Raw genomic sequence first — 333 nt, 5'->3', positions numbered from 1 at the left:
AGCTCGTCGACGACTTCGCCGCCGCGCCCGGCCACGCCGTGCTGCTGGCGCAGATCGAGGCGGGCGGCGTGGGCCTCAACATGCAGGCCGCCTCCGTCGTCGTCATCTGCGAGCCCCAGCTCAAACCGACCGTCGAGAACCAGGCGGTGGCCCGGGCGCACCGGATGGGGCAGGTCCGCTCGGTCCAGGTGCACCGGCTGCTCGCGACGGGCGGGGTGGACGAGCGGATGGTCGCGATGCTGGAGAACAAGTCCCGGCTGTTCGACGCGTACGCCCGCCGCAGCGAGGTCGCCGAGTCGACGCCGGACGCCGTCGACGTCTCGGACACCACAC

Annotated in this window: 1 protein-coding gene; it reads left to right on the top strand. The window is 72.7% G+C overall.

Annotation, left to right across the window (positions count from 1 at the left end):
* A partial coding sequence (locus IH13_RS0110980) for a helicase-related protein (RefSeq protein ID WP_031083329.1) occupies positions 1-333 on the top strand: 333 nt, incomplete at both ends.

Origin of the sequence: Streptomyces sp. NRRL WC-3549, assembly GCF_000721935.1 — a bacterium.
Classification (GTDB): domain Bacteria; phylum Actinomycetota; class Actinomycetes; order Streptomycetales; family Streptomycetaceae; genus Streptomyces.
The sequence above is the reverse complement of the archived record's forward strand: the minus strand, read 5'-3'. Positions and strand labels throughout refer to the sequence as shown.